Below are 20,989 nucleotides of genomic sequence, written 5' to 3'. Positions count from 1 at the left end.
TAAAAATATTGTTTACCAATAGGAAATGATCATGGACCGCTTTTCGGAAATCCGCGCCTTCGTCTGCGTGGCGGAGCTGGGCAGTTTCGCCGCCGCCGCCGAGCGGCTGGAGCTGTCGCGGGCGATGGTGACCAAGCTGGTGTCCAGTCTGGAAGGGCGTCTGGGCGTGCGGCTCATGCATCGCACCACGCGGCGTTTGTCGCTGACCGAGGCGGGCGAGACCTATCTGGGGCAGGCCGGCGGCCTGCTGGCCGAGCTTGACGATCTGGACGCGCGTTTATCGCACGGCGCCAGCAGTCCGGTGGGGCGTTTGCGAGTGTCGGCGCCGGTGTCCTTCGGCATGCGTTATCTGGGGCGCGCGGTGGCGGGCTTTCATCTGCAGTACCCGCAGATCGAAGTGGAGCTGAACTTGAACGATAGGCGGGTGGACTTGGTGGAGGAGGGCTTCGATCTGGGGCTGCGGGTGTCGAATCTGTCCGACTCTTCCCTGGTGGCGCGCCGGTTGGCGCGGATACGGGATCTGGTCGTCGCCGCGCCCAGCTATCTGCAACGCTGCGGCACGCCGGCGACGCCGGCGGATCTGGCCGAGCATCAGTGTCTGCTGTACGCGCTGACCGCGCAGCCCAATCTATGGGATTTCACCGCGCCGGACGGCAGCAGCGGCCGGGTCAAGGTCAAGGGCATGCTGCGCGCCAACAACGGCGACATCCTGACGGACGCCGCCGTCCACGGCATGGGGGTGATCCTGCAGCCGCGTTTTCTGGTGGAACAGGGCCTGGCGGACGGCACGTTGGTGCCGCTGTTCAGCGATTACGACTGGCACTGCCTGGACTTGTCGGCGGTGTACCCGGCGCGGCGGCACGTGCCGGGCAAGGTCCGGGCTTTCGTCGATTACCTACAGCAGTTTTTCCAGTAGCGGCGGCGCGTAGCTGATTGGCCGTGGGCTCAAAGCCGACTCATGTCTACCGCGTAAATTTCGGCGTCCTGTGAATGAACGCCGCAGTTGTGATTGATCCGCATGCTGTCGCCCAGGAACTCAAGGCTCAGGCTGTCGCCGGTCTTCTTGAGCAGCGCCAACGCGTTGCCGACGCTGGCCAGCTCTTGCCCCAGCGGCGTCTTGTTGTAGTCAAAGTGGTGGACATGGTCGCTGTCCGCTAGATCCGGCGTTTCCCCCTTGCCGCTGTAGACCATCATCGCGTGATCGAAGTGATCGCGAAGAAAGGCGGCCAGTTCGCGGTTATTGCCGACCGGACGGTCTGGCGGAGCTTGGTCGCCGCATAGCCGTCTATGGGCGTCCACAATGGAGCGCGCGCCGTCGGTCGCCGTCTCCCATTCTCCGTCGCCGTTTTTCACGGTGCCGGCGTGATAGGCGTAAAGCATTCCTGCTTTCAGCGCGTAGACCATGGTGCAGCCGGAGAGCGCGCCGGAGTTGAACAGGCAGCAATCGCCGTCCCGTAGCGCGCCGGTGTCGAACTTCACCCCCACCGTGCCTTGCAGGCCGTTGCCGATTTCGATCAGTCGCAGCGTGTTGCCGAACTGGAATTTATTGTAATAGTTGCCGATCGGCGTGCCGGGAATCAGCTCCTTGGCTTTGGCCTGGCCGCCGTGAGAGTACTTGATGAAGTCGGAGGAGACGGCGTCGCCGCCTTTTTTATCGCCCTCCCGGTCGTGGCGGACGCAGTCGACGACGCCGGCCGGAGCGGAGGCCTGGGCGCCGCCTTCGACGGAAAGCACGCCCTTGCCGATCAGCGGAGCGACGCTGCCGGACAACACTTGCGATTTATCCCGCTCGAACAAGAGCTTTTCTTGCGGCGAGGAGGTGGTGACGGTTTTGTTTTGTCTGACGTCCTGCCTGAAGTTCGCCGTGGGATCGCCGTATTTGGCGTGGTCGTGCACGACGCGGCTTTGGCTGATCAAGGCCTTTTTGGCGTGGTAAAGATTGGCTTGCGCGTTTGGGTCCTGGCAGAGCTGCCGGACGAAGGCCTTGGCGCGTTTGGTCTGATCCGGGTGCAGCAGGCTGTGCAGCCGGCTGTTGTACACCACCAGGGCGCCGCTTTTGCTCAGGCCGAATCTCAGGTCTTGGGCTTTGCCCTGCTTGGCCGCCGGCTGTTGAAGCAATTGTTCGTAGATTGTTTTGATGGATATCGGACTCGATATTTTCATCTGCTGTTCCAGGCGGAATAGGGGATGGAGAAGGGCTTTCCCTCGCTGTGGCGCTGGGCCGGCGCGAGGGCGCTGCTTTGGTTTCGGGCCAGGGGTCTGGCCGCGCTGACCATTGCAGCGAAAAAGGCGGGGCCTGTCTTTCAAAAAACGACGACGGGGAGGGGGAGCGGAGAGGAGGAAGGCGGCCGCTTAGAGCCTGTTCAAAGTCTCGCGAGCAAGGGCGAGACAAGGCGAAAACGAGCGAAAAAGCGGAATGTGCACGTGGCACATGAGCATTTTGAGCTTGTTTTCAACGCTGTATCGCTGAAGCGCAGCAGACATTGAACAGGGTCTTAGGCCGCTGGCGGGGAAGCGCGCGCTGGGCGCGCGCTTTTTATTCGTGCATCGCCAGGAAGCCCTTGAGGCGGCTTTCGATGATGCGCGGGTTTTCGCCGTTGGCGATGGAGACCAGGCCTTCCACCACCAGCTCTTTCAAGGCGACTTCCGAGGCGATCAGGTGTTTGAGCTTGTTGGCGATGGGCAGGAACAACAGGTTGGCGGAGCCGACGCCGTAGACGGTGGCGACGAAGGCGACGGCGATGCCGGCGCCCAGCTTGGACGGGTCGGACAGGTTTTCCATCACGTGGATCAGGCCCAGCACCGCGCCCAGAATGCCCATGGTCGGCGCGTAGCCGCCGGCGGATTCCCAGATGCGCGCCGCCTGTTTGCGCGCGTGTTCGAACATGGAGATCTCCACGTCCATCACCGAGCGCAAGGTGTCAGGCTCCGCGCCGTCCACCAGCATTTGCAGCGCTTTCTTGATGAAGGGGTCTTTTTGCAGATTGATGTAGCCTTCCAGCGCCAGCAGGCCGCCCTTGCGCGCGGTCTGGCTCCAGTTGATGACTTCGCGGATCATCTTGTCGTGATCCAGCACCGGCGGCTGGAAGATCCATTTGAGCATGCGCACGCCGGCGGCGAATTGCTTGGGCGTGCTTTGCAGCATCACCGCGCTGACGGTGCCGCCGATGACGATCATGAAGGCGGTCAGCTGCATCAGGGAGCCGATGTTGCCGCCCTCCAGCGCCTGCCCCGCGATAATGGCGGTCAGGCCCATCAGAATGGCTACAATGCTTATCTTGTCCACGCGAAGTTCCGGTTTTTAATGTTATGCCGCGTCAGGGCGCGGAGGGTCAGAGCCAGTCCTTGATGCGCGCGCGCAGCCGGGCGATGGCCTGGCTGTGCAGTTGGCTGACTCGCGATTCGGAGACGCCGAGCACCGCGCCGATTTCCTTCAAGTTCAATTCCTGCTCGTAATACAGGGACATCACCAACTGGTCGCGCTCCGGCAGCAGCTTGATGCCGTCTATCAGCGCCTGGCGGAAGCCGCCGTCGGCCAGCGCGGCGAACGGGTCCGGCGAGTCGTCGTCGGCGACATTGGCCACCGCGTCGGGCAGCGCGTCGCCGTCGTCGTTGGAAAAATCTTCGAAATGCAGCAAGGTCATGCCGCGGCAATCGCCCAGCATGTCCTGGTACTGTTCCAGCTCCAGTCCCATTTGCGCGGCGATTTCCGATTCCAGCGGCGAGCGGCCCAGCTGGTGTTCCAGCTGGCGGACCGCGTCTTCGATCTGGCGCGAGTGGCGGCGCGCCTGGCGCGGCATCCAGTCTTCGCGACGCAGTTCGTCCAGCATGGCGCCGCGTACCCGCTGGCTGGCGAAGGTTTCGAACATCACGCCCTGGGCCGGGTCGAATTGGCGCGCGGCTTCGATCAGGCCGATGACGCCGACCTGGATCAGGTCGTCGATGTCGACCGAGGCCGGCAGCCGGGCGATCATCATGCCGGCCAGCTTCTTGACCAGCGGCGCGTAGGCCTCCACGTCGATCTCGGCGGGAGGCGAGGCGGCGGCGTAGCCGGTTCGGCGTAAGGACGGCAAGTTCATAGCGGTTTGACTCCATCCGCCTCGGCCCAGTCGCGTGAGGCGGCAATCAACAAATCCATGAATCCGGTGCCGCTGCGCGGCGTTTCCTGGGTGTCCCACTGCGGCAGCACCGCGGCCAGCTGCGAGAAGGCCATCGCGGCCTCGCTGTCCGGAAACGCCTCCATCAACGGCCGGCGCAGCGTCTGGCTGCGACGTACCGCGTTGTCCATCGGCACAAAGCCCACCCAGCGCAGCGATACCGACAGGAATTCGCCGGTGGCGGCGGACAGCCGGGTGAACAATTCGCGCGCTTCCTCCAGATGGCGCGCGCGGTTGATCAGTACATTGAAGCGCTGGCGGCCGTAGCTGCCGGACAACCTCTTGATATTAGCGTAGGCCGTTGTCAGCGACTCCGCCGCCGGCGTGAGCACTAATACCAAATTGTCGGCCACGCTGGCTGGCACCGGGTCGTGGGCGGGGCTGGGGGCGTCCACCAGCAGCACCGAGGCGTCGCGTTCCAGCGCGGCGAATTCGCTGCCCAGCCTCAGCCATAGCTGGGCGGAGAACAGCGCGCGCTCTTCCGGGCGCGCGTAGAGATTGATCAACTGAATGCCCTGGCGCGAACTCATCATCATCTCGTCCAGGCCGCCCAGGGTCAGCACCTGGCTTTCCAGCGTGGCGGTGGTGGGCACGCCCAGACGGCGCGCCTGCACCTGGCCCAGCGTGCAGTCCACCAGCAAGGGCCGCTGGCCGGCGTAGGCCAGGCCCAGCGCCAGTTCGGTGGCCAGGGTGCTGGCGCCGGCGCTGGCGGAGCCGATGAAGGCGAAACTAGGCGCGCGCGCGGACCGGGCGCTGAGCAGGCGGAGGCTGGCGGCTTGATCCTGCATCGCGCTTACAACCATCCGGCCTGGGCCGCGTTCATGATGGGCAGTTCGTCGGCCTGAAGGGTGAAGGGGGAATGCTGTTGCAGCGAACGCATCGCGCGGTCCACCAGGAAGCCGGCGTGGGCGGCGTGCAGGTCTTCCGGCACGCGCTGGCCGTTGGTGATGTAGAACAGGCGCAGCCGGTTGCGGATGATCACGTCCAGGCTGGGGCCCATCGCCACCGATTCGTCTATCTTGGACAGCACGCAGCCGGTGAGACCATCGCCGCGATAGCGGCGCACCACGTCTTCCAGCGTCTGGCCGTCGGCGTTGGAGGCCAGCAGCAGCAGCCTTTCTATCGGCCGGCCGGCGGTGCGGAACATTTCGATCTGCGCCAGCACGCGGGCGTCGCGCTGGCCCATGCCCACGGTGTCGATGAAGACGATGTGGCGGTTGGACAGATCGGCCAGCGTCAGCTGCAGATCGCCCTCGTTCTGGATGGAGAACACCGGGATGCCGAGAATCTTGCCGTAAATGCGCAACTGGTCCTGGGCGCCGATCCGGTAGCTGTCGGTGGTGATCAGCGCCACGTGCTGGGCGCCGAAGCGCATGGTGGCGCGCGCGGCCAGCTTGGCCACGGTGGTGGTCTTGCCGACGCCGGTGGGGCCCACCAGCGCGTAGATGCCGCCGCGGTCCATGATTTCCTTGTCGGCGTCCGCGCATTTCAGATTGTGCATCAGCGCCGAGCGCGCCCATTTGACCGCGACATCGGCCTCGTACTGGGCCGGCATCTTTTCGATCAGCTGGCGGATCAGGTGGGCGGAAAAGCCCATGGCCAGCAGGTGTTTGAACAGTTCCAGGCGATTGGGCGCCTTGCCCTCCATATCGGACCAGGCGAAGCTGGCCAGCTGGCTTTGCAGCAGGCTGCGCAGCAGCTTGATCTCGTCGCCGATCTGCTTCAGCTCCTGCGCCATCACTTCCGGCTCCTCGCCGTTGTTGGCGACCGGAGGCGCGGCGGGGCGGGGCGGCGGCGCGGTTTGCGCAGGCGGCTGCACGCGCGGGGCGGCGGGCTGGGGCGCGGCTTGCGCGTACTGCGGCGGATAGGACGGCTGGGCCGGCCGCGGCGCGGCCTGGGGCTCCGACGCGAAGGCCGGCTCGATGCGTTGACGCGGCGCTTGCGCTTCGATGCGCGGCGGCGGCGGGCTGTCCAGCGGCTCCACCGGCATGGCGTAAGTGCGGGCGATGGCGCGGTTGACCGCGGCGCCGGCCGGGGTGGGCAGCGGCGACGGCGCGCGGTTGACCACCGGCGGCGCGTTGCGCGGCGGATGCTTGCTGGAGGAAGTGGCCAGATTGGTGGCGAGGTTGGCGACGTCGGCGTCGGCCACCGCCATGATTTCCACTCCGCCGCCCATGGTGGGGCGGTTGGACAGAATCAGGGCGTCCGCGCCCAGTTCTTCTCGAACTTGTCTGAGCGCGTCACGCGTGGTTTTGCCGAAAAACTTTTTCACCACCATGTTCGATTAGCCCTTGCTTCCCCCAATTACAGCAATTATACGAATTGATTTATTGTCCGGTATCTCATTATGAGAAATAACACGCAGCTGCGGCAGCGCGCGGCGCAGGAAGCGCGCCAGCAAAGGCCGCAGTCCCGGCGCGGTCAAGAGTACCGGATTGTACCCTTGAATTTCCACTTGTTCGGTTTCCTGGGCGGCGCTGGCCAGCAGATTTTCCGCCAGGCCCGGTTCCAGGCCGCCGCCGGTCTTGGATTGCACCGCCTGCATCAGCACATTTTCCAATGTCGGCTCCAGGGTCATCAAGGGTAATTCTTGCTCGCCGGGGAATAATTGCTGGACGATGACGCGGGACAGCGCGGTGCGCACGATATTGGTCAGCTCGTCGATGTCCTGAGTGGTGGCCACGTGATCGGCCAGCGTTTCCAGTATGGTGCGGAAATCGCGGATGTGGATGCCTTCGGTCAGCAGCTGTTGCAGCACTTTTTGCAGCGTGCCTATCGGCACCACCTTGGGCACCAGGTCTTCGATCAGCTTGGGCGATTCCTTGGCCTGATGATCGATCAGCGCCTGCACTTCCTCGCGGCCCAGCAATTCCGCCGCGTGGGTCTGCAGCAGATTGGAAATATGGGTGGCCACCACGGTGCTGGCGTCCACCACGGTATAGCCCAGGCTCTGCGCTTCTTCGCGCTTGCCGGCGTCTATCCAGATCGCCGGCAGGCCGAAGGCCGGATCGGTGGTGGGGGTGCCGGCCAGTTCGCCGTTGACCCGGCCCGGATTGATGGCCAGATATTGGCCGATGAAGGCTTCGCCTAGGCCCAGCTCCACGCCCTTGAGCAGGATGCGGTAGGCGTTGGGCTTGATTTCCAGGTTGTCGCGGATATGGACCGGCGGCACCAGAAAGCCCAGCTCCTGGGCGATCTTTTTGCGGATGCCGCGGATGCGGCGCAGCAGTTCGCCGTCCTGGCTGCGGTCCACCAGCGGAATCAGCCGGTAGCCCACTTCCATGCCCAGCTGGTCCACGTGCTGGACATCGTTCCAGCTGACTTCGGTCGTGGTGTGTTCCGGCGGCGGCGCGGCCTGTTGCTGCTGCTCCGCCTGCTGCGCCTCGGCCTTCTGGCGCTTCTCCATCATGCGGCCCAGCAGGCCCAGGCTGCCGGCGATCAGCAGGAAGGAGAAGTGCGGCATATTGGGGATCAGGCCGACCATGCCGATCACCGCGGCGGTGATGTAGAGCACTTGCGGCTTGGTGAACATCTGGCCGAGGAATTGCTCGGACATGTCCTTGTCGGTGCCCACGCGGGACACCACGATGCCGGCGGCGGTGGAGATGATCAGCGCCGGAATCTGCGCCACCAGGCCGTCGCCGATTGTCAGCAGGGTATAGGTCTTGGCGGCGACGCCGGCGTCCAGGTCGTGCTGGACCATGCCCACGATCAAGCCGCCGACGATGTTGATGATGATGATCAGGATGCCGGCCATGGCGTCGCCGCGCACGAACTTGGAGGCGCCGTCCATCGCGCCGAAGAAGTTGGCTTCCTCGGCGATGGTGACGCGGCGCAGCCGGGCCTCGTCCTCGCCGATCAGGCCGGCGTTGAGGTCGGCGTCGATGGCCATCTGCTTGCCGGGCATCGCGTCCAGGGTGAAGCGGGCGCTCACTTCGGCGATGCGGCCGGCGCCCTTGGTGATCACCACGAAGTTGATGATGGTGATGATGACGAAGACCACGATGCCGATGGCGACGTTGTCGCCGATCAGGAAGTGGGCGAAGGATTCGATCACCTTGCCGGCGGCGTCCGGTCCGGAGTGGCCCTCCAGCAGGATGACCCGGCTGGAGGCGACGTTCAGCGACAGCCGCAGCAAGGTGGTGACCAGCAGCACGGTGGGGAAGGCGGAAAAGTCCAACGGCTTGCGCACATTGATCCCCACCAGCAGCACGATCACCGAAACGGCGATGTTGAAGGTGAAGAAGATGTCCAGCAGCACCGGCGGCAGCGGCAGCACCATCATCGCCAGAATCAGGATGATGAGCACGGGGCCGGCCAGCTGGGTGACTTTGAAGCGCTTCAGTATGTCTAGTATGGAGTCCATGCTGGATTTATGGCTCAAGCCGGTCGAATCGGTTCGTCGACCTTATCATTATGGTGGCGTCGCATCTTGCTGGCGTTTGCTTTGCGGGTCAAGCTCGGCGGGCACGTCCAGCTGGTCCGGGAACACCGGCGCCAGGCCGCCGTTGTCCTGATAGCTCTTGAGCTGGAACACATAGGCCAGCACCTGGGCGGCGGCGGAATAGAGCTTGGCCGGAATGTCCTCTCCCATTTCGGCGTGGAAGTACAGCGCGCGGGCGAAGCTGGGCGAGCGCATCACGATGACGTGGTGGTCCTTGCCGGTGTCGATGATTTTTTCCGCCAGCTTCAAAGACCCCTTGGCCACCACTTGCGGCGCGCGCATGCCGTCGTCGTACTTGATCGCCACCGCGTAGTGGGTAGGGTTGGTGACGATGACGTTGGCGCTGGGAATCTCCTGCATCATGCGCTTGCGCGCGGCTTCGCGCTGCATCTGACGGATGCGGCCCTTGACCTCGGGCGAGCCCTCGGCCTCCTTGTATTCCTGCTTGACCTCTTCCTTGGTCATACGCAGCTTCTTGTGATAGCTCCACAGCTGGAAGGGCACGTCGATCGCCACCAGCAGAATCATCGCCGAAGTCACCACGAAGAAGGTGGTGATGATCATATCGGTCATCTTGGCGATGCCGGTGGGCAGCGGCATGGAGATCAGGCCGATGATTTCCGCGCGCTCGCGCCAGACGAACCAGGTGGCGATGCCGCCGATCAGCACGCTCTTGAGAATGGCCTTCAGCGCTTCGGTGGCGGCGTTGACCGAGAACATGCGCTTGATGCCGGGCAAGGGGTTGAGCTTGCTGAACTTGGGCTCGACGGCCTTGAAAGTGAGGTTCCAGCCGCCCACCAGCATGGGCACGAACAGCGCCACCAGCGCCAGGCCGGCCAGGAGCGGCGCCAGGCTCCACAGCGCGTTGAAAATGGTTTCCTTGAAGCGGGTCAGCGCCGGCTCCACATTGTGCACCGTGGTCTGGTCGAAGGTGAGCAGCATGCGCATGGTCTGCGCCAGATTGGTGGCGATGTGGCCGCCCTGGGCCATCAGCAGCGCCACGCCGGCCATGGTGATGGCGAAGGTGGTCAGCTCGCGCGAGCGCGGGATATTGCCGTCTTCTCGGGCGAGGCCCAGCCGTTTCGCGGTCGCGGGTTCGGTGCGTTCTAGATCGGAATCTTCAGCCATGTCCGGTGTTTCATGCTTCTGTCTTGATTTTAAAGAGAATGGTAGCCGAAGCGGCGAGGCCGGGCCAGCTTTTCCGAGCCGGCTTCAAGTCGGGTACAATGGCCGGTATCAAAGATGGAATGAACACAATGCGACAGTATCTCGACCTGATGCGCCATGTGCTGGAACATGGCCACGACAAGTCCGACCGCACCGGCACCGGCACCCGTTCGGTATTCGGCCACCAGATGCGTTTCGACCTGCAACAGGGTTTTCCGCTGATCACCACCAAGAAGTGCCATCTGCGTTCCATCATCCATGAATTGCTGTGGTTCCTGTCCGGCGAGACCAATATCCGCTATCTGAAGGAAAACGGCGTGTCGATCTGGGACGAGTGGGCCGATGAAAACGGCGATCTGGGGCCGGTCTACGGCTACCAGTGGCGCAGCTGGCCGGCGCCGGACGGCCGCCACATCGATCAGATCGCCAATGTGGTGGCGATGATCAAGAACAACCCGGATTCGCGCCGCCTGATCGTGTCGGCCTGGAACCCGGCGCTGGTGGACGAGATGGCGCTGCCGCCCTGCCACAGCCTGTTCCAGTTCTACGTGGCCGACGGCAAGCTATCCTGCCAGCTTTATCAGCGCTCCGCCGACATCTTCCTGGGCGTGCCCTTCAATATCGCCAGCTACGCCTTGCTGACCATGATGGTGGCGCAGGTGTGCGGACTGCAGCCGGGCGATTTCGTCCACACGCTGGGAGACGCGCATCTGTACAGCAACCATCTGGAGCAGACCGAGCTGCAGCTGTCGCGCGAACCGCGCGCTTTGCCGACGATGAAGATCAATCCGCAGGTCAAGGACATCTTCGGCTTCAAGTTCGAGGATTTCGAACTGGAAGGCTACGATCCACATCCGCACATCAAAGCGGCGGTGGCGGTATGACGGCGGCCGGGAAGCCGCGCTTGACCCTGGTGGCGGCGATGGCGGCCAAGCGGGTGATTGGCATAGACAACCGCCTGCCCTGGCATTTGCCGGAGGATCTCAAGCACTTCAAGGCGGTGACGCTGGGCAAGCCGGTGATCATGGGCCGCAAGACCTGGGACTCGATAGGCCGGCCGCTGCCGGGCCGCCGCAACATCGTGGTGACGCGCCAGACGGATTGGCGCGCCGACGGCGCGGAGGCCGCGCATTCGCTGGAGCAGGCTTTGGTCCTGGCCGGCGCGGTGGAGGAGGTGTGCCTGATCGGCGGCGCCGAATTGTACCGCCAGGCGATCGCCGGCGCGGATTGCCTGCGTCTGACCGAGATCGACGGCGATTACCCGGGCGACGCCCATTTCCCCGAGGTGTCAGCCGAACTCTGGCGCGAGGACAGCCGCGAGGCGCATGTCAGCGCCGCCGGGCTGGCTTACGCCTTCGTCGATTATCTGCGGCGCTGATTAAATACCAGCCCCTGATGAAAAGCCCGCGTAGCGCGGGCTTTTTTGGTGCCGTTCGGCGGCGGCAGGAGGGGGCCCGTTTGCGCGCGCAGGCTCCGGAGCGGAGCGATATCATGGGATGAGGTCTCTGCGGTTCTGCGCAATGGTGTGCGGGTTCGCAGGGCCAAAAAAAACGCCAAGACGAGAGTCTTGGCGTTTTGTCCGGCGGAGGTTTTCCGCCATGGCTGCGCAGCGCTTAGCCGAGCACGGCGGCCAGTGCGGCGTTGAAGCTGGCGCTAGGACGCATCACCGCGCCGCACTTGGCGGCATCGGGGTGGTAGTAGCCGCCGATGTCGGCCGCTTTGCCTTGCACCGCCTTCAGTTCGGCCAGGATCTTCTGCTCGCTGTCGGCCAGGCTCTTGGCCAGCGGCGCGAAGCGGGCTTGCAGCTCCTTGTCGTCGGACTGGGCGGCCAGCGCCTGAGCCCAGTACATGGACAGGTAGAACTGGCTGCCGCGGTTGTCCAATTCGCCGGTGCGGCGCGACGGGGACTTGTCCTCGTCCAGCAGCTTGCCGGTGGCGAGGTCCAGCGTCTTGGCCAGGATCTTGGCCTTGTCGTTGCCGGTTTTGATGCCCAGTTCTTCCAGCGATACCGCCAGCGCCAGGAACTCGCCCAGGCTGTCCCAACGCAGATGGTTTTCTTCCAGCAGCTGTTGCACGTGCTTGGGCGCGGAGCCGCCGGCGCCGGTCTCGTACATGCCGCCGCCGGCCATCAGCGGCACGATGGACAGCATCTTGGCCGAGGTGCCCAGTTCCATGATGGGGAACAGATCGGTCAGGTAGTCGCGCAGAATGTTGCCGGTCACCGAGATGGTGTCCAGGCCGCGGGCCACGCGTTCCAGGGTGTAACGCATCGCGCGCACCTGGGACATGATGTGGATTTCCAGGCCGCTGGTGTCGTAATCCTTCAGGTAGGCGTGCACCTTCTTGATCAGCTCGTTCTCATGCGGGCGGTACGGGTCCAGCCAGAACACCGCCGGCATGCCGGAGTTGCGGGCGCGGGTGACGGCCAGCTTGACCCAGTCGCGGATCGGCGCGTCCTTCACCTGGCACATGCGCCAGATGTCGCCTTGCTCGACGTTCTGCGACAGCAGCACCTCGCCGGTGGCGAGGTCGACGATGTTGGCGACGCCGTCTTCCTGGATTTCATAGGTCTTGTCGTGGGAGCCGTATTCCTCGGCCTTCTGCGCCATCAGACCGACGTTGGGCACGGTGCCCATGGTCTTGGGATCGAAGTTGCCGTGCCATTTGCAGAAGTTGATCATCTCCTGGTAAATGCGGGCGAAGGTGGATTCCGGCATCACGGCCTTGGCGTCGTAAGGCTTGCCGTCGGCGCCCCACATCTTGCCGCCGGCGCGGATCATCGCCGGCATGGAGGCGTCCACGATCACGTCGTTGGGCGAGTGGAAGTTGGTGATGCCCTTGGCCGAATCCACCATGGCCAGACGCGGGCGGTGCTCCTGGCAGGCGTGCAGATCGCGGATGATTTCTTCGCGCTTGGAGGCCGGCAGGGTTTCGATCTTCTCGTACAGGGTGGCCATGCCGTTGTTGACGTTGACGCCCAGTTCCTCGAACAGCTTGCCGTGCTTTTCGAAGGCTTCCTTGTAGTAGATCTTGACGCAGTGGCCGAACACGATGGGGTGGGACACCTTCATCATGGTGGCTTTGACGTGCAGGGAGAACAGGATGCCGGATTCGCGGCAGTCTTCCATTTCACGCTCGTAGAAGTCGCACAGCGCCTTCTTGCTCATGAACATGGAGTCGATGATCTCGCCGGCCTGCAGCGCGACCTTGGGCTTGAGCACGATGGTCTGGCCGTTCTTGGTGGTCAGTTCCATCTTCACGTCGCGCGCCTTGTCCAGCGTGATCGACTTTTCGCCGTGGTAGAAGTCGCCATGGTGCATGTGGGAGACGTGGGTCTGCGACCATTGCTTCCATTCGCCCATCGAGTGCGGGTGCTTCTTGGCGTAGTTCTTCACCGCCAGCGGCGCGCGGCGGTCGGAGTTGCCCTCGCGCAGCACTGGGTTCACCGCCGAGCCCAGACACTTGGCGTAGCGGTCCTTGATCGCCTTGTCGGCGTCCGAGGCCGGGTTTTCCGGATAGTCCGGCAGCGGGTAGCCCTTGGCCTGCAGTTCCTTGACGCAGGCGATTAGCTGAGCCACCGAGGCGCTGATATTGGGCAGCTTGATGATGTTGGTGTCGGGCTGCTGGGTCAGCTTGCCCAGCTCGGCCAGGGTGTTCGGCACTTTCTGTTCGTCGGCCAGATAGTCGGGGAATTCGGCCAGGACGCGCGCCGCCAGCGAAATGTCCGCGGTGGCGATTTCAATGCCGGCGGAGCCGGCGAAGGCTTGCACGACCGGCAGGAAGGCGCTGGTCGCCAGCGCCGGCGCTTCGTCGGTCAGGGTGTAGATGATTTTGGGCTGTTCCGATGGCATTACTCTATCTCCTTTATCTTGTGACGACAGAACGATTGCGCAGGGCGCTGCCGGCGCATTGAAAGACCTTGGAAAGGCGGATGCCGGGCCCAGGCGACGCGGCCTGAACGCGGTCCGGAGACTCTCTGGCAATTTTCAAAAGCGAATTATACCTCTGTGCGCGCGCTTGGCTCGCAGCGCATTTGAACTTTTATGCTTGATAACTGCGCGGCGGCGGTTCGAATGCGAATTATAGGCCGCATCCGGCGCGTGCATGCGCCGGCTTCGCCGGCAAACTTGCGGCGCGCGGCGCGCGGCTCTTGTATCATTCGCCTCATTCTTTCTTGCCGCTCTTCACGCCATGTCCCGACTCATTCTGCTCAACAAGCCCTACGGCGTCATCTGTCAGTTTTCCGAGCATCCCAAGCATCCGACGCTCAAATCCTGCGTGCCCTTGCCGGGCGTGTATCCGGCGGGGCGGCTGGACACCGACAGCGAAGGCCTGTTGCTCTTGACCGGCGACGGGGAATTGCAGCACCGCATCGCCAATCCGCGCTGGAAACTGCCCAAGACCTATTGGGTGCAGGTGGAGGGGCTGATTCGCGAGGAGCAGCTGGAGCAGCTGCGCCGCGGCGTCGACCTGGGCGATTTCACCACCCAGCCGGCGCAGGCGCGGCGCATTGAGGCGCCCGCGCTGTGGGAGCGCACGCCGCCGGTGCGTTTTCGCAAGACGGTGCCGGACGGCTGGCTGGAGATCGTCATCAGCGAGGGCAAGAACCGCCAGGTGCGGCGCATGACCGCCAAGGTGGGGCTGCCGACGCTGCGCCTGGTGCGGGCGGCGATCGGGCCGTGGACGCTGGACGGCCTGCAGCCGGGGGACATGCGCGAGCTGGAGGTGGACCTTGCGGATTTGCCGCGGGTGTCGCAAGCTCAGCGCACCGCCAAGCCCGGCGCGCAGCCGCGCGGCGGCGGTTTTCGGCGCGGAGGCCCGCGCAAGCCTTGAACCGCACCCGAAGCGAGGCTTGCCTGGCGCCGACGGCGCAAAGAAAAACGGGGAAGCTTTCGCTTCCCCGTCCTGGGTGTCGCACGCGGCCCTGTTCTTTGGGCCTGCGCTTAGGCGCGGTGGCTGTCCTCGAAGTAGGCGATAGGCCCGGCGCTGGTTAAGCCGATGTGGAAGGTCGAGCTTTCCGGGAAGGTCTCGCCTATGCTTTCCGCGGCGCGCACGATCTCGTACAGCACTTCCACTTCCTTGAATTTTCGGGTGATGTTGTCATTGCCCAGCAACCAGGCCCGGATTTCCTCGGCATGCGGGTGGTTGTTTTCCAAGTCCAGCTGGCAGGCCGGCGTGCTGATCAGGCTGATCGCAGGCGGCATGCTGATGTCCAGTTGTTGCAATTGTTGGTTCGCCAGTTCGGCGAAGCTGGACAATTCGAGGTTGGCCCGCTCGCGGATGGAGGAAAGGGCAATGCTTCCATCGTCCGTGACCTGACTGAACAGCTGGACCAGGCCCGGGGCGGTGGCAGTGTTTTCAAGCGACATTGTTGTTGCTCCTGTCTCGGATGTTACCTTCTAGTAATATAGGAAACGTCCCCGGGTCTGGCCTGGTCATTTGGCCAGTTTCTTTAATTCATAGAGCAGAGCTTGCGCTTCCCGTGGCGAGAGATCGTCTAGATCGACCTCCAGAAGGCGTTCGACCGCGGGATTCGGTTCCGGTTCCACGTTTGCCGTCGTGGGTAAACTGATAAATAGGTCTGGCTGCACGCGGCTGGCGGAGTGGTTCTCCAGTTCGGTCAGATAGCGGCGCGCTTCCCGGATCACTTTGCCGGGCACGCCGGCCAACTGGGCCACCGCCAGGCCGTAGCTCTGGCTGGCCGGACCTTCCTCCACATGGTGGAGGAACACGATGCGGTCCTTGTGCTCCACCGCGGACAGATGGACGTTGGCGACGCTGGGATATTCGCTTTCCAGGCTGGTCAGCTCGAAATAATGGGTGGCGAACAGGGTATAGGCGCGGCTTTTCTCTATCAGCGCCTTGGCGATGGCCCAGGCCAGCGCCAGGCCGTCGAAAGTGGAGGTGCCGCGGCCCACTTCATCCATCAGCACCAGCGAGTGTTCGGTGGCGTTGTTGAGGATGTTGGCGGTTTCCGTCATTTCCACCATGAAGGTGGAGCGGCCGCCGGCCAGGTCGTCCGAGGCGCCGATGCGGGTGAAGATGCGGTCTATCGGCCCGATCACCGCGCGTTGGGCCGGCACGAAGCTGCCGACGTGAGCCATCAGGGTGATCAGCGCGTTCTGGCGCATATAGGTGGATTTACCGCCCATGTTCGGGCCGGTGATCAGCAGCAGTTTGCGGGTGTCGGACAGCCGGGTGTCGTTGGCGATGAAGCGCTCCACCTCCGCCTCCACCACCGGGTGGCGGCCTTCTATGATTTCCAGCCGCGGTTCGGCGACGAATTCCGGCTCCACGTAGTTGTTGACGCTGGCGCGCTCGGCGAAGGCGGACAGCACGTCCAGCCCGGCCACCGCCTGGGCGATCAGCTTCAGGTCGGGGATGTGCGGCGCCAGCTGGTCCAGCAGGTCTTCGTACAACTGCTTTTCCAGCGCCAGCGCGCGGTCCTGCGCCGACAGCGCCTTGTCTTCGAATTCCTTCAGTTCCGGCGTGATGTAGCGTTCGGCGTTCTTCAGCGTCTGGCGGCGGCGGTAATCGTCCGGCACCTTGTCGCCCTGGGCCTTGGTGACTTCGATGTAGAAGCCGTGCACGCGGTTGAATTCCACTTTCAGCGTGGGAATGCCGGTGCGTTCCTTCTCGCGCGCTTCCAGCGCCAGCAAGAAGGCGCCGCAGTCGGTCTGGATCGCGCGCAATTCGTCCAGCGTGGCGTTGAGGCCGTGGTTGATCACGCCGCCGTCGCGCAGGAAGGTGGAGGGCTCGGGCAGGATGGCCTGGCTGAGCATGGTTTCCACCGGGGAGTCGTCCGGCAGCAGACGCGCCAGCTCGCCCAGCAGCTCGGCGTCCAGGCCGGCGGCCAGCCGCTTGACGCCGGTCAGCGCCTTCAGCGAATCGCGCAGCGCGGCCAGATCGCGCGGGCGGGCGCTGCGCAGCGCGATGCGGGCGGTGATGCGTTCGATGTCCGCCACTTCGCGCAGCTGGGCGTGGGCGTCGTCGTAGGCCGGCAGCAGGGCGCGCACCGCTTCCAGCCGGCGCGCCAGCTTGCCGTGGCTACGGATGGGGTGATGCAGCCAATGGCGCAGCAGACGGCTGCCCATGCTGGTGGCGCAGCCGTCCAGCAAGGAGGCCAGGGTCGGCGACGGTTCGCCGCGTATGGTTTCGGTCAGTTCCAGGTTGCGGCGGGTGGCGCCGTCCATGCGGATCAGTTCGCCGGCGTCTTCCACCGCCAGATTGGCGATGTGGGCCGGGTTCACGCTCTGGGTGGTCTTGACGTATTCCAGCAGCGCGCCGGCGGCGCCCACCGCCACCGGCAGGGTGTCGGCGCCGAAGCCGGCCAGGTCGCGGGTGCCGAAGTGCCGGGTCAGCGTCATCTGCGCCGATTCGATGTCGAACTGCCACGGCGGCAGTTTTTTCTTGGGCGCGGCCACGGTTTCGAACACATTGAGGCCGGTGTCGTCCGGGATCACCAGCTCGGCCGGTTTCAAGCGTTCCAGCTCGCTGTGCAGATCGTCCACCCGGGTTTGCAGCACTTTGAATTCGCCGCTGGCGAGGGATAGCCAGGCCAGGCCCAGCACGCCCTTGACCATGTTCACCGCCAGCACCAGGTTGTCGCGCTTGTCGTCCAGCAGCGCGGCGTCGGTCAGCGTGCCGGGGGTGACGATGCGCACCACCTTGCGTTCCACCGGACCCTTGGACAGGGCCGGATCGCCGATCTGTTCGGCGATGGCGACGGATTCGCCCATCTTGACCAGGCGCGCCAGATACCCTTCCGCGGCGTGATAGGGCACGCCGGCCATCTTGATCGGATTGCCGCCGCTGGCGCCGCGTGTGGTCAGGGTGATGTCGAGCAAGCGCGCCGCCTTCTCCGCGTCCTCATAGAACAGTTCGTAGAAGTCCCCCATGCGATAGAACACCAGCTTGTCGGCGTGTTCGCGTTTGATGGCCAGGTATTGCTGCATCATCGGGGTGTGTTGGGGCGTGCTCATCGGCTATGGGCTCTTATGTTTTCAATGGACAACAGGATGCCGCGGCCGCGGCCCGCGGATCAAGGCCGCGCGGGCGCAGGGCATCCCTGATTAAAGATTTCAGCCCCGCGCGGGGCGGGGCTTTGGAGAGTCGGCGCTATTTTAGCGCAGCCCGACAGCGGCGTCAGCCGCGCCGGGCATGGGCGTCGCAATGCGGTTTGCATGAGACGGCGTCTTGTCAAGCGAGCCGCTCAACGATGGTTGTGATTGACTTGGTTTCATTGCGAATTTATGATTTATATCAAAGTTTCAGAAATTCCTGAAAATTGAGAACGTCATGAATCTATCGCCACTCGTCCAGTCTTTCGTGCTGCATTTCGGTGAAATGGGCAGCCGCTGGGGCATCAATCGCACCGTCGGGCAGATCTACGCGCTGCTATATGTATCTGAGAAGCCGCTGAACGCGGATGAAATCGCCGAAAGCCTGAGCTTCTCGCGCTCCAACGTCAGCATGGGACTCAAGGAGCTGGAGTCCTGGCGCCTGGTCCGGCTGCAGCACTTTCCCGGCGACCGCCGCGAATATTTCTCCACGCCCGACGATGTGTGGGCCATCTTCAAGACCCTGGCCGAGGAGCGCAAAAAGCGCGAGGTGGAGCCCACGCTGACCATGTTGCGCGGCGCCATCATGGAGAAGCCGGCCAGCGACGCGGAACGCCACGCGCAGCAGCGGATGAAGGAGATGCACCAGTTGATCGAACTGGTGACCACCTGGTTTTCCGACATCCAGCACATGGACGTGGAGACCTTGCAACGCTTGATGAAACTGGGCTCGCAGGTGCAGAAGATCCTGCAGTTCACCCACTCGCTTTCGAAACTGACCAGTCGCGACGGCGACAGGGAGTAGCTATGGACTTTGACCCGCTGGTATTGGCGCGCATTCAGTTCGGCGCCAATATTTCCTTCCACATCTTGTTTCCCACCATCAATATCGCGATGGGCTGGGTGCTGCTGTTCTTCAAACTGCGCTATCTCAAGACCGGCCAGCAGGGCTGGATGGACGCCTACGGCTTCTGGGTGAAGATTTTCGCGCTGTCCTTCGCGCTGGGCGTGGTCAGCGGCGTGACCATGAGCTTCCAGTTCGGCACCAACTGGCCGGGCTATATGCAGACGGTGGGCAATATCGCCGGTCCCTTGCTGGCCTACGAAATCCTGACCGCCTTCTTCCTGGAGGCCACCTTCCTCGGCGTGATGCTGTTCGGCCGTTCCAGGGTGTCGGAGCGGGTGCATACCTGGGCCACCTTCCTGGTCGCCTTCGGCAACACGGTGTCGGCGTTCTGGATCCTGGCCTTGAATTCCTGGATGCAGACCCCGGCCGGCTTCAAGATGGTGGACGGCAAGGCGGTGGTGACCAGCTGGCTAGAGGTGATCTTCAATCCTTCGCTGCCTTACCGGCTGACCCATATGCTGATCGCTTCCGGCCTGACCACGGCCTTCCTGGTGGCCGGCCTGTCCGCTTATCGCCGGCTGAAGGGCGACCGCAGCGACGGCGCCAAGATGGCCTTGAAAACCGGCGTGATCACCGCGGCCTTGCTGATTCCGCTGCAGATCTTCGTGGGCGACATGCACGGTCTGAACACCTTCAAGCATCAGCCGGCCAAGCTGGCGGCGATTGAAGGCGTCTGGCATACCGAGAAGGGCGCGCCGCTGTTGCTGTTCGCGCTGCCCAATGCGGAAACGCGGCAGAACGATATGGCGGTGGGCATTCCCAAACTGGCCAGCCTGATCATCACCCACGATCCCAACGGCGAGATCCGCGGCCTCAACGAGTTCGCCCAGCATCCGCCGGTGGGCAAGGTGTTCTGGAGCTTCCGGGTGATGGCGGGCGTCGGCGCGCTGATGCTGCTGGTGTCCTGGCTGGCCTGTTGGCAACTGCGCCGTCGCGGCCAGCTGGCGCCGCTGATGCTGCGGGCGCTGGTGGGCATGACCTTCGCCGGTTGGGTGGCGACCCTGGCCGGCTGGTACGTGACCGAGATCGGCCGTCAGCCGTGGCTGGTGGAAGGGGTGCTGACCACCGCGCAGGCGGCGGGCCCGGCGACCGGAGGCATGGTGGCGTCCACCCTGGCGATGTATCTGGGTCTATACCTGGTGTTGCTGACCGCCTATGTGTCGGTCTTGTTCTATATGGCCGGCAAGGCTGCCGGGCAGTCCGGCGGCGAAGCCGCGCATCTCGAGGAGAAACTGGCATGAGTGGCGCTGTGTATTGGTTGCCGGTGGTGTTCGCCGGCCTGATGGCCCTGGCCATGCTGATTTACGTGGTGCTGGACGGTTACGATCTGGGCGTGGGCCTGCTGCTGCCCTTCGCCGAGGACGACGAGAAGGACATGATGATCGCGTCTATCGGCCCGTTCTGGGACGCCAACGAAACCTGGCTGGTACTGGGCGTGGGCTTGTTGCTGGTGGGCTTCCCGCTGGCGCACGGCATCATCCTGGGCGAACTCTATCTGCCGGTGGCGCTGATGCTGGCCGGCTTGATCGTGCGCGGCGTGGCTTTCGATTTCCGCGTCAAGGCGCGCGAACCGCACAAGCCGTGGTGGAACGTCGCCTTCGCCTGCGGTTCCCTGTTGGCGGCGTTGACCCAGGGCGTGATGCTGGGCCGTTATCTGACTGGCTTCGCCGAAGGCTGGCTGGCCTGGGGTTTCGCCTTGCTGGCCGGCATCGGCCTGGCCGCGGCCTACACCTTGCTGGGCGCCGGCTGGCTGATCATGAAAACCAGCGGCGCCTTGCAGGCCAAGGCGGTGGCCTGGGCGCGGCGCAGCCTGGCCGGCGCCGGCCTGTCGGTGCTGCTGGTGTCGGCGGCCACGCCGCTGGCCAGCAGCCATATCGCCGCCAAGTGGTTCGCCTTGCCGGAGTTCCTGCTGTTGCTGCCGCTGCCCTTGGGTTGCATCGTGTTGTTCGCCACCTTGTGGGTGATCCTGCCGCGGCTGGCGGTGCGCCAGGCGGCAGGCAACGACAATTGGTGCTGGGCGCCGTTCGCCTGCACCGTCGGCATCGTGCTGCTGTCGTTCTGGGGCCTGACCTATAGCGTGTTCCCGGAGGTGGTGATCGGCCGGTTGAACATCTGGCAGGCGGCCAGCGACACCGCGGCGCTGTGGGTGATCTTCTGGGGCGCGGCGGTGGTGCTGCCGGTGATTCTGCTGTACACGGCCTTCGTCTATCGGGTGTTCCACGGCAAGGCCAATGCGCTGACTTACCAATAAGCT

General features: G+C 64.0%; 17 protein-coding genes and 1 pseudogene. 8 read left to right on the top strand and 10 right to left on the bottom strand.

The window, feature by feature from the left end; translation table 11 throughout:
* Window positions 1-31 precede the first annotated feature (31 nt).
* Window positions 32-916 carry a LysR family transcriptional regulator gene (locus NK214_RS11535; protein WP_253314536.1) on the top strand — a complete coding sequence of 295 codons (885 nt, stop codon included), beginning with the start codon at window positions 32-34 and terminating at the stop codon, window positions 914-916.
* 29 nt (window positions 917-945) lie between these two features.
* On the opposite strand, the gene NK214_RS11530 is transcribed toward NK214_RS11535, so the two are convergent.
* Window positions 946-2,163 (bottom strand): cytotoxic necrotizing factor Rho-activating domain-containing protein, encoded by a 1,218-nt coding sequence (locus tag NK214_RS11530; protein WP_253314535.1) that lies wholly within the window; start codon window positions 2,161-2,163, stop codon window positions 946-948.
* 24 nt (window positions 2,164-2,187) lie between these two features.
* Between NK214_RS11530 and NK214_RS11525 the strand changes: the two genes are divergently transcribed.
* A complete protein-coding gene (locus NK214_RS11525; protein WP_253314534.1) occupies window positions 2,188-2,487 on the top strand; it encodes a hypothetical protein in 300 nt (99 codons plus the stop codon).
* Between the two features lie 49 nt (window positions 2,488-2,536).
* Here NK214_RS11525 and NK214_RS11520 read toward each other — a convergent pair whose 3' ends face one another.
* Genes NK214_RS11520 through flhB form a run of 6 tightly spaced genes read right to left on the bottom strand, consistent with a single transcriptional unit; the run spans window position 2,537 to window position 9,729 of the window.
* Window positions 2,537-3,286 carry a flagellar motor protein gene (locus NK214_RS11520; RefSeq protein WP_081545394.1) on the bottom strand — a complete coding sequence of 250 codons (750 nt, stop codon included), beginning with the start codon at window positions 3,284-3,286 and terminating at the stop codon, window positions 2,537-2,539.
* Window positions 3,287-3,332: 46 nt separating this feature from the next.
* A complete protein-coding gene (locus tag NK214_RS11515; RefSeq protein WP_253314533.1) occupies window positions 3,333-4,079 on the bottom strand; it encodes an RNA polymerase sigma factor FliA in 747 nt (248 codons plus the stop codon).
* Window positions 4,076-4,945: a flagellar synthesis regulator FleN gene (locus NK214_RS11510; protein ID WP_107800372.1), complete on the bottom strand. Its 870-nt coding sequence runs from the start codon at window positions 4,943-4,945 to the stop codon at window positions 4,076-4,078. The genes NK214_RS11515 and NK214_RS11510 overlap by 4 nt, the downstream gene beginning before the upstream one ends.
* A 5-nt stretch (window positions 4,946-4,950) precedes the next feature.
* Window positions 4,951-6,435: a flagellar biosynthesis protein FlhF gene (flhF, locus tag NK214_RS11505; protein ID WP_253314532.1), complete on the bottom strand. Its 1,485-nt coding sequence runs from the start codon at window positions 6,433-6,435 to the stop codon at window positions 4,951-4,953.
* Window positions 6,436-6,441: 6 nt separating this feature from the next.
* Window positions 6,442-8,523, bottom strand: coding sequence for a flagellar biosynthesis protein FlhA (gene flhA, locus NK214_RS11500; RefSeq protein ID WP_107801935.1), 2,082 nt, complete (start codon window positions 8,521-8,523; stop codon window positions 6,442-6,444).
* A gap of 48 nt (window positions 8,524-8,571) precedes the next feature.
* On the bottom strand, window positions 8,572-9,729 hold the full coding sequence (flhB, locus tag NK214_RS11495; protein ID WP_227104720.1) for a flagellar biosynthesis protein FlhB: 1,158 nt from the start codon (window positions 9,727-9,729) through the stop codon (window positions 8,572-8,574).
* A 128-nt stretch (window positions 9,730-9,857) separates the two neighbouring features.
* On the opposite strand from flhB, the gene NK214_RS11490 reads away from it, so the two are divergent.
* Together NK214_RS11490 and NK214_RS11485 are read left to right on the top strand one after the other, a co-directional pair.
* Window positions 9,858-10,652: a thymidylate synthase gene (locus tag NK214_RS11490; RefSeq protein WP_107800369.1), complete on the top strand. Its 795-nt coding sequence runs from the start codon at window positions 9,858-9,860 to the stop codon at window positions 10,650-10,652.
* Complete coding sequence (locus NK214_RS11485) at window positions 10,649-11,146, top strand: dihydrofolate reductase (protein ID WP_253314531.1); 498 nt, start codon at window positions 10,649-10,651, stop codon at window positions 11,144-11,146. Before NK214_RS11490 ends, NK214_RS11485 begins: the two co-directional genes overlap by 4 nt.
* Before the next feature lie 235 nt (window positions 11,147-11,381).
* On the opposite strand, the gene NK214_RS11480 is transcribed toward NK214_RS11485, so the two are convergent.
* Complete coding sequence (locus tag NK214_RS11480; protein ID WP_227104716.1) at window positions 11,382-13,619, bottom strand: NADP-dependent isocitrate dehydrogenase; 2,238 nt, start codon at window positions 13,617-13,619, stop codon at window positions 11,382-11,384.
* Between the two features lie 340 nt (window positions 13,620-13,959).
* On the opposite strand from NK214_RS11480, the pseudogene NK214_RS11475 reads away from it, so the two are divergent.
* Window positions 13,960-14,496: pseudogene (locus NK214_RS11475) on the top strand (pseudouridine synthase); the annotation flags it as partial.
* Between the two features lie 215 nt (window positions 14,497-14,711).
* Here NK214_RS11475 and NK214_RS11470 read toward each other — a convergent pair.
* Window positions 14,712-15,137, bottom strand: coding sequence for a hypothetical protein (locus NK214_RS11470; protein ID WP_107800364.1), 426 nt, complete (start codon window positions 15,135-15,137; stop codon window positions 14,712-14,714).
* A gap of 66 nt (window positions 15,138-15,203) precedes the next feature.
* Window positions 15,204-17,750, bottom strand: coding sequence for a DNA mismatch repair protein MutS (gene mutS / locus NK214_RS11465; RefSeq protein WP_253314529.1), 2,547 nt, complete (start codon window positions 17,748-17,750; stop codon window positions 15,204-15,206).
* Between the two features lie 316 nt (window positions 17,751-18,066).
* On the opposite strand from mutS, the gene NK214_RS11460 reads away from it, so the two are divergent.
* From NK214_RS11460 to NK214_RS11450, 3 genes are read left to right on the top strand one after another with little or no spacing between them, the layout of a single operon-like run.
* Entirely contained in the window at window positions 18,067-18,633 is a 567-nt protein-coding gene (locus tag NK214_RS11460) for a GbsR/MarR family transcriptional regulator (protein WP_107800362.1), read from the top strand.
* A gap of 2 nt (window positions 18,634-18,635) precedes the next feature.
* Entirely contained in the window at window positions 18,636-19,976 is a 1,341-nt protein-coding gene (locus tag NK214_RS11455) for a cytochrome ubiquinol oxidase subunit I (RefSeq protein WP_227104710.1), read from the top strand.
* The gene (locus NK214_RS11450) at window positions 19,973-20,986 is read left to right on the top strand and encodes a cytochrome d ubiquinol oxidase subunit II (RefSeq protein ID WP_019100876.1); all 1,014 of its coding nucleotides are present in this window, start codon (window positions 19,973-19,975) and stop codon (window positions 20,984-20,986) included. The genes NK214_RS11455 and NK214_RS11450 overlap by 4 nt, the downstream gene beginning before the upstream one ends.
* Window positions 20,987-20,989 lie beyond the last annotated feature (3 nt).

The sequence above is a fragment of the Chromobacterium sp. S0633 genome, from assembly GCF_024158805.1.
Classification (GTDB): domain Bacteria; phylum Pseudomonadota; class Gammaproteobacteria; order Burkholderiales; family Chromobacteriaceae; genus Chromobacterium.
Note: the sequence above shows the minus strand (reverse complement) of the source record. Positions and strands in the feature narration are given on the sequence as shown.